Annotated in this window: 9 protein-coding genes; 3 read left to right on the top strand and 6 right to left on the bottom strand. The window is 59.4% G+C overall.

Translation table 11 applies throughout. The features are described from left to right. From AB4043_RS06135 to AB4043_RS06115, 5 genes are all read right to left on the bottom strand, one after another. Positions 1 to 278: glycogen debranching enzyme N-terminal domain-containing protein (locus AB4043_RS06135; RefSeq protein WP_442306678.1), on the bottom strand; the 278-nt coding region annotated here is incomplete at its 3' end. Between the two features lie 152 nt (positions 279 to 430). Beyond that, positions 431 to 2353 (bottom strand): ferrous iron transporter B, encoded by a 1923-nt coding sequence (gene feoB, locus AB4043_RS06130; RefSeq protein WP_442306677.1) that lies wholly within the window; start codon positions 2351 to 2353, stop codon positions 431 to 433. Then, positions 2350 to 2586: a FeoA family protein gene (locus tag AB4043_RS06125; RefSeq protein WP_442303337.1), complete on the bottom strand. Its 237-nt coding sequence runs from the start codon at positions 2584 to 2586 to the stop codon at positions 2350 to 2352. Before AB4043_RS06125 ends, feoB begins: the two co-directional genes overlap by 4 nt. A gap of 91 nt (positions 2587 to 2677) precedes the next feature. Continuing rightward, the gene (locus AB4043_RS06120) at positions 2678 to 3535 is read right to left on the bottom strand and encodes an NAD(+)/NADH kinase (RefSeq protein ID WP_442306676.1); all 858 of its coding nucleotides are present in this window, start codon (positions 3533 to 3535) and stop codon (positions 2678 to 2680) included. Position 3536: 1 nt separating this feature from the next. Next, positions 3537 to 4295 carry a TlyA family RNA methyltransferase gene (locus AB4043_RS06115; RefSeq protein ID WP_442303335.1) on the bottom strand — a complete coding sequence of 253 codons (759 nt, stop codon included), beginning with the start codon at positions 4293 to 4295 and terminating at the stop codon, positions 3537 to 3539. A 185-nt stretch (positions 4296 to 4480) separates the two neighbouring features. Between AB4043_RS06115 and AB4043_RS06110 the strand changes: the two genes are divergently transcribed. After that, entirely contained in the window at positions 4481 to 5047 is a 567-nt protein-coding gene (locus AB4043_RS06110; RefSeq protein WP_442303334.1) for an RNA polymerase sigma factor, read from the top strand. Next, a complete protein-coding gene (locus tag AB4043_RS06105) occupies positions 5044 to 5913 on the top strand; it encodes an anti-sigma factor (protein ID WP_442303333.1) in 870 nt (289 codons plus the stop codon). The genes AB4043_RS06110 and AB4043_RS06105 overlap by 4 nt, the downstream gene beginning before the upstream one ends. Positions 5914 to 6013: 100 nt before the next feature. On the opposite strand, the gene AB4043_RS06100 is transcribed toward AB4043_RS06105, so the two are convergent. Further along, a complete protein-coding gene (locus AB4043_RS06100; protein WP_442306675.1) occupies positions 6014 to 7324 on the bottom strand; it encodes a YncE family protein in 1311 nt (436 codons plus the stop codon). 74 nt (positions 7325 to 7398) lie between these two features. Between AB4043_RS06100 and AB4043_RS06095 the strand changes: the two genes are divergently transcribed. Next, positions 7399 to 8304 (top strand): DUF92 domain-containing protein, encoded by a 906-nt coding sequence (locus AB4043_RS06095; protein WP_442303331.1) that lies wholly within the window; start codon positions 7399 to 7401, stop codon positions 8302 to 8304. The last annotated feature ends 50 nt before the right edge of the window (positions 8305 to 8354 follow it).

Raw genomic sequence — 8354 nt, 5'->3', positions numbered from 1 at the left:
CAGGCCAGAACATAGGATTGCTCACCGACAATCAGGCGCTCGCGCAAATGATTCAGCATCATGGTGCGCCCGTGCGGAGCAGGTAAAGCGGCGATCAACCAGCCATGATAGCGGCGGGTATTCAGGCCGCCCACGGTACCGGAAAGATAGCCGCCAAGGCCATTGGTGACAATCCATTCCGTGAACAGCCCTCGGCGGCTGCGAGTGCTCTCATCCAGATGGGCTACGTCGAGTTCAACGCGACGGACAATCGGTGCAGGGCGAAAGATCGTCTTCATGTTGCCAACTTGGATGCTGCAAAACGGCATCGCGCGGCCAGAAGATTCTAGAGCATTTTTCCTGTTATCCCGGGAAAGGGGGCAGCGGCGTTTTCAGTGCGGAAAACGCCCATAGGTGCAGAATCCCCACACGACACCTGCAGGAAAAAGCTCTAACGGGCGATGAGATTCACGATCTGGTTGGTAACCAGCGCCGCCGTGTATGCGAATACGGTCATATACGTGAACTGGATCGCCGGCCAGCGCCAGCTATTGGTCTCGCGGCGGACCATGATGATGGTAGAGGTGCATTGCAGTGCAAAGGCAAAGAAGACCACCAGCGCCAGCGCCCCGCCCAGCGTCATGTCACCGCGCAGCGCCTGCTGCAGACCAAGTGCGTGCGTCTCCGGATCGACACCGTAGAGAGTGCCCAGCGTACCGACAATCACCTCGCGCGCAACGATGGAACTGAGCAGGCCGATGCCGATCTTCCAGTTGAAGCCGAGCGGGCGAATGACAGGCTCGATCCAGTGGCCCACATGACCGATGACGGAATCCGTCAGCTCAGAGAACTGGCCGGTATGCACCGGCAGAACACTGAGAACCCATACGGCGAAGGTGACTCCCAGGATGATGGTTCCGGCCTTGCGCAGGAAGAGCTTCGCACGATCGTAGAGCCGGATGCCGAGGCCCTGCAGCGTAGGCCAGCGGTACTGCGGCAGCTCCAGGATGAACGGAGCCGAAGATGCCTTCAGCAAAGAGGACTTGAGTACACGGGCCRTAAACAACGCCGCGAGGAAACCGAGCACATAGAGGCTCAGCATAACGGTGGCCCGCAGGCCGACGAAACTTCCCAGCAGCCTACGATCCGGGACGAAGGCCGCGATGATGAGGGTATAGACCGGCAGGCGTGCCGAACAGGTCATGAACGGCGCGATCAGAATCGTGGCAAAGCGGTCACGCTTGTTCTCAATGGTGCGGGTCGCCATGATGGCTGGAACGGCGCAGGCGTAGGCACTGAGCAACGGAATGAAGGCCTTACCGTTCAGACCGATGGAACGCATGACGCGATCTGCGATCAGCGCGGCACGGGCAAGATATCCCGAGTCCTCCAGGATGCCAATAAACGCGAACAGCAGAAGGATCTGGGGGAGGAAGACCAGGACCGACTGCACGCCGTTCCAGAGACCGTCACGCAGAAGCGCACGCATCCAGCCATCAGGCAGAAGCGCCGCAATCTTCACGCCCAAGCCTGTCAGCAGGTTCCCAAGACCATCGCTCAGCGGTTGTCCCAGACCAAAGACCACCTGAAAGACCGCGATGACGACCGCAAGAAAGATCAATGGACCCCAGACACGATGTAAAAGCACATGGTCAAGACGACGCGTCCACTTGGGGGCATTGGGCTGCTGATAGCGCGTACGGGAGCTAACCTGGGTGGCCCAGTTCCGATAGCTGTCAGCACTTTGAATCACAGGCAGCTTCACGGCGCCAGGCCGGGTCACCTCGAAGTTGCCGTACTGACTGAGGAAGTCCGCAATGCGATCCAGCCCGACTCCCTTCGCAGCGGAGATCAGTGCGACGGGATGGCCGAGCTCCCGTGCCATGGCAAGCACATCCACCTTGCCGCCACGCGACTCAAGCACGTCAGACATATTCAAAACGACCAGGGTGGGCAGACCGAGCGCGAGAATTGGGGCTGCCAGCATTAGCTGGCGATTCATGTGGGTGGAATCGAGCACCAGCAGTACGGCATCGGGCGCGGGAACGCCGGGCATCTGACCCTTCAGCACATCGACGGCGACGCGGGCATCTTCGGAAAAAGTGGCGAGCGAGTAGATGCCGGGAAGATCGATCAGCGCGAGGTCGCTGCGGCCTATGGCCTTCATCCTGCCGGAATGGTGTTCTACCGTGACGCCCGGATAGTTGCCGACCTTCTGCCGAAGTCCGGTCAAGCGATTGAACAGCGTCGATTTTCCACAGTTCGGCGGGCCAATGAGAGCGATCGTCCGGATGTGTCCCTTTTGCGACGCAGGCAGGGGTGGAGCCGTCAGAACGGCGGCGTTCGATTCCGCGGGGGTACAGCAGGAGCTCATTGAACGTTCTCGATGGGGGTCATGAAGAGATGGCTGGCAGTCTCACGACGTAATGCAACTTCAATGCCATCAACCCGATAGACGGTGGGGTCGCCTCCGGGGGCACGCCGCAGGACGTGGACACCGGCCCCAGGCAGAAAACCCATATGCGCGAGGTGATCGCCTACCTCTTCCGGCAAATCGACCCGCTCCAAACGACCGTGCTGGCCCACCTTCATCTCACTCAGGCACATCTTTTCCACCTAATTCAGTCTACATTAGTCCGAATTCAGATGGTCAGATGTTTTCATCGAAAGGAAAGATTCAGCAACTGAATGTATCGCCCTAACGTACGCCCCATTTCAGTTTCGTGCGCAGTACATCGAAGAGACCGGTGTCGTACTGCTGAATCAACCGGACGGCGTGCTGCGAGCGGCGGCAGTGGAGTTCGTCCCCAACTTCCATCGCAACAGCTTCCTGTCCATCGACGGTCAGAAACGTCTGATCAGCCATGCCTTCCACCTTGATCTGAATCTCGGAGTCGCCATGCACCACGATCGGGCGGATGGTCAGAAGATGCGGACAGATCGCATTGACGATCATGGCATTGACATCCGGCATGACGATAGGACCATTGGCCGCGAGTGAGTATGCCGTAGAACCAGTCGGAGTGGACACGATCATTCCGTCGGCACGGAAGGTCGCGACCAGCTTTCCGTTCAGCGTAATGGTGAAGTCTCCCATGCGGGCAATCGCCCCCTTGGAGATCACCACATCGTTCAGCGCCTCAAACTCATGGAAGGGCTTCCCCCCTCTCCACAGCTCGGCATGCATCATGCCGCGCTGATCGATCTCGCAACAGTTCACGCACCAGGCTTCGAGCGCCTTGTAGAGATCCTGGATGGGAATCTCCGTCAGAAATCCCAGGGAGCCCAGGTTCACGCTCAGAATCGGAGTTGCCGTCTTGGCAAAGGCGCGCGCCGYGCTCAGCAGCGTTCCATCGCCACCCAGCACAACCACCAGCTCCGGCTGAAGGGCGGCCAGCTCGTCACGATGCATGCCATTCCCGGCATGAGCGTAGATCGCAGACTGCTCGTCGAAGATGGGTTCATAGCCCCGTGACTTCAGCCAGGAGGCGAGCTCCGGCATGATGGTTTCCAACTCAGCTTTCTGCGGTTTCGAGATAAGGGCGACCCTGCGCATGCTAGCTCAGTGTACCTTCCGCCGCGCTGAAGACGACGTGTAGAAGGAACTCCCGATTCCCTTCTCCACCAAGGATGGGAGAATCGATCACTTCCATGTCCCGTCCTCCAAGCTCGGCGAGACATTGTCGCACTTTCTCGATAGCGCCGCGCTGCGCTGCCTCATCCCGAACAATGCCACCTTTTCCGACAGCTTCCCTGCCCGCTTCAAACTGCGGTTTCACCAGAATCACAGCCCGCCCGTTCCACGCGCCGCCTCCCGCAGCCCGCAATGCACCAACCACCGGCGGCAACACCAGCGTCGCCGAGATAAAAGAGACATCCATTGCAAAGAAGCGGATTCCCACCGGCAGATCACCCGGCTGCAATAAACGCGCATTCGTTCGCTCGCGGAGATCGACGCGCGTATCCTGGCGCAGCTTCTCGGCGATCTGTCCGGCTCCGGTATCGACACCAAGAATGCGCAACGCTCCATGCTGCAGCATGCAATCAGTAAACCCGCCGGTGGAGACGCCGATATCCAGGCAGAACAAATCGTTTAGATCGATCTTCCACTGTTGCAGAGCGTGTTCGAGCTTCAAGCCGCCACGGCTGACATAGCGCAGATCATCGCCGAGAATACGAATCGCTGAGTCGACCGCGATAGACGCGCCCGGCTTATCAAGCTTCTGTTCATTCACGAGCACGCGGCCTGCCATGATCATGGCCTGCGCGCGTTCGCGGCTGGGAGCGAGCGAGCGCTCCATCAGCAGTTTGTCCAAACGAAGTTTTGCTATGGATGCCACTTCTGGCAGGGTACACTCAAGCCAACCCCTGCGCGTAGTACAGGAATCTCTGTAGAATGAGCAGGATGTGCCATGCTTGCACGACGTCCTGAAGGTGCGCTTTCATGGCATGAAACCCTTGGTTAGACCCACATAAATCTGCAAGAGCTGCTGAATCGTTCATGTATCGAGACCCTGAAGTGAAGAGCGAGTCCGGAATCCAGATGCGCGATGATGCATCCCTGCTCGCCCTTGTTCAGTCAGGCGATGAACAGGCGATGGCGTCGCTCTATGACCGCTACTCCCGGGTTGTCTACTCGGTTGCATTGCGGGTTCTGCGAGATCCCGGCGCCGCCGAGGATGTGTTGCAGGACGTGTTCATGCAGATATGGCGCAATCCGGACAGGTTTCAGCAGACACGAGGCACGCTCGGCGCGTGGCTGGCTGTAGTGGCGCGCAATCGTTCCATCGACGCATTGCGTCGGCGTCGCCCGACCGATTCCGTTGAAGACGTCATTCTTTCCTCCGGATTCAACCTGGCCGACGAAGCGGAACGCAGCGCGTTGATGGAGAAGGCACGCACCGTAATCCAGAACCTGCCGGCCGAGCAGCGCAAAACGCTCGAGATGGCCTTCTTCGATGGCCTGACCCACATGGAGATCTCCGAGATGACCGGAGATCCTCTCGGCACCGTAAAAACCCGCATCCGCAGTGCGTTGATCTCACTGCGCAGGAGCTTCCAGGCATGATCGAGCCCAAGCACATATCGGCCGATGACCTGGCGCTCTACGCCATGCAGTTCCTCACGCCCGAGGAAACGGCTCTCGTAGAAGCACACGTACGCCACTGTCCGGAATGCCGCCGTGAGCTGGCGACCATCCAGGGTGACCTTGCAGCCTTTGCCCATACGGCAGAGATGCAGACGCCTCCTGTCCTGGCGCGTCAGCGGCTGATGACGCAGGTCAACCGCGAAAAACGAGTCGTGCCCCAGCCTGAAACGGCACTGCGTCCAGCAGGCGCTGAGGGCTCTGTTCCCTTTGCCAGCTATGGAGCGTCTGGCTTCGACGAGTATGACGAGACCCCGCGGAAGGCAGGCATCGGTACCATCATCTTTGGTTGGGCAGGATGGGCTGTGGCGGCCGGACTGGCTTTTGGCGGTTACCACCTCTATCGCCAGCGCGAAGAGCTGCAGCGCAGCCTGCGCATGAATACGGCGCAGATGGCCAGCCTGTCAGAAGACGCGGCCAGAGCGCGCGAGATTCTGGATTCTCTTTCCGACAAGACGACCCAGCGCGTAACCCTCACAAGAGCGGAGACTGCTCCATCGCCGAACGGACGCGTGATCTACCGCGCCGACCGCGGCATGCTGCTCTTTCTGGCCAGCAACATCGCTCCCGTAACGCCGGACAAGACCTATGAACTATGGATCATCCCGTCGGAAACAGACCGTTCGCCGATCCCTGCCGGCACCTTCCTGCCCGACGATCGCGGCAACGCCGCGATCGTGCTGCCGGACGTGCCGAAGGGCGTGAATGCAAAGGCGTTCGGAGTGACCGTTGAGAACCGCGGCGGCTCGCAAGTTCCGACACTACCGATCATCATGGTGGGAATGTAGTTCCGGAAGGAATTGAAGAATTCAATCATTGAATGATTGAAGAAACGAAAGAAGGGCGGCCATCGGCCGCCCTTCTTCTTGAACTTCGATTTCTTGTCCGTTACTGCGCGTTACGCCGGACTGAAACACCGTTGCCCAGAATATCGATCGTCGTATAACGCGTATCGGTGCTGGTATCGATGACAGTGAGAAGGTGTGAATCGCCGGCAGTGGTGTAGACCTTGCCCTTCGGCGTGCCGGTGACCGCGGTGATCCAGTTCGGATGACCGACAACCTTCACCTTCGCCGTCACGGTGTTCGTGGTCAGATTGACAACGTAGACCAGACCGTTGCTGGCATCAGATGCAGTGGGATCGTCGTTGCACATGACATAAGCGCGGGTTCCATCCTGGAGCGCCGATACCTGAGTGCAGTTGATGCCCAGCGGCACCGTAGCCACAACCGTGCCGAAGTCTGTCGCATCCACCGGGTTGTTGGTGTCGCAGTTCGGGTTGCTRGTTGCGCTATTGGCGTTGCACAGCGGGATGTTGATCACACTAAGCGAGCTGGTCGTTGAACCCTGGTTCAGCACCAGAAGCTCGTTGATGGAGCTGACAACATCGGCCCAGACAGGCGCGGTACCCACGGTGATGGAGGGATGCGCGGCGTCAGCGGTGTTGGCCTGTGAGTTGATCACCGAAACCGTATTGCTGCCCTTGTTCATCACAAAGACGCGTTTTGCATCGGAGGTCATCACACCATAGACCGGCTGAGTACCGACATTGATGGAACTGGAGATCGTGTTGGTCGAGGTATCAATCGCGGCCACCGAACCGGTGGAGCCTGAACCCTGGCTGATCGCGTAGTAGCGCGTGCCGGTGCTAAGACCCACAACGTACTGCGGATTGGCCGCAACGTCATACTCCTGGCGCAGCGAAGCCGGTGAACCACCGATGATCTGGCCGACAGCGGACCGTCCAAGCTCGCTGACGAACGCTCCCGAGGAGGTCGCAAACAGCGAGTTCGCATTCGCATTGGAGAACAACGTCGTGGAATACACGATGTTCGTCTTCAACGAAGGCGAGACGTCAAAGTTATTCATCACCGTACCGCTGGAGCTGGTATGCAGCGAGTATCCCGTACCGCCGTTGCTCGCCGGAGCCAGATCGAAATACGTCGGCTTCGGAGCAATATTCGCAATCGCCAGAACCGTGTCGCCGGAGAAATCGACAACCGTGATCAGACCGGGCTGTCCGCTTCCGGGATCCGAGACCACAGCCAGCAGCTTCTGCGGCTGCGTCGCCGGACCAACGGGGTTGATGGAGCTCACGACGGCGCGATACGTATTGCCGCAACCGCTCAACGGAACCAGCGCTGCCGCCGCCGCCAACACTGCACCGGCCTTCGCCAGCACTTTCTTTCCGTACCGCACTTCTGACGCCAAACCATCTCCCAAACACAGACCGAGGTCCGATATGCTCAAAGCCGATTGTAAATCACAGGTGCATGAGCCAGACCACACTCTCTATCCCCGGAAAAACCATCCCTGCGTCCCGTGACCGGCTGCAGTCACAGTTACTGACGGCCGCCTGCGCCTGCTCCCTGCTGCTGACCTGCTATTCCATCTTTGCCTTCAGTTATGGACGCGCGGGATTTCCCTTCGTTGCAGGGCCTCTTGCGATTGCCGTGGCTTTCGCGATGGTGGTTTTCGCCCTGCGCTCGGCGACGCTGGGTGGCTGCCTGATGGGAGCGCTAGTTTGCTTCGACCTGATCGCCTGGACCCGTGACTACAACAGCAACCTGCTGCATTCCGCGCTGACTCCATTACTGGCGCTCTTCCTTCTGACCTGGGCAGCAACACGGGTCCGGCGTGCGGAGAAAGAGCGTGCAGGTCTGGCCGAGCCGAAGCACGGAAGAACGGCGTCGCAAGTCGCCGCCAACCTGGCTGTGGCGGCGCTGATCGTCACCTGGCTTGGTGCATGGCTGTTTGGCAAATTTTTCAAACTTCCCTACCCCTTCAGCTACTTCGCATCGCTGGCAGCATGTCTGGCAGCCTTGGCCGAAGCGACGGCGGACACCATCTCTTCCGAGATCGGACAGGTCTTCGGCGGAGAGCCGTGGCTTGGATTTCGGCGCGTCCCGCCAGGAACGGACGGCGCCATCTCGATGGTGGGCACCTTCGCGGGCGTTACCGGAGCGGCCATCGTGACCGGCATCGGCTGGTGGGCCCTCCTGCTGACTCCGAAGGTAGCGGCAGTCGCCTTCTTCGCCGCGGTGCTTGGCCTCTTCTTCGATACGCTCCTGGGAGCGACCGTGGAACGGGCAGGCTGGCTGGGCAATGACCTGGTGAACTTTTTATCGACATTGGTCGCGGCGATTGTGGCTGCGGTGGGGATTGGATTGCTGCGGTAAGAATCAGAGCCCGAAATAGATTTCTCCATTCTGCCGCTCACGGTAAAACG

The sequence above is a fragment of the Terriglobus sp. YAF25 genome (assembly GCF_052113305.1).
Taxonomy (GTDB): Bacteria; Acidobacteriota; Terriglobia; order Terriglobales; family Acidobacteriaceae; genus Terriglobus.
This window is presented reverse-complemented; position numbering and strand designations above follow the sequence as displayed.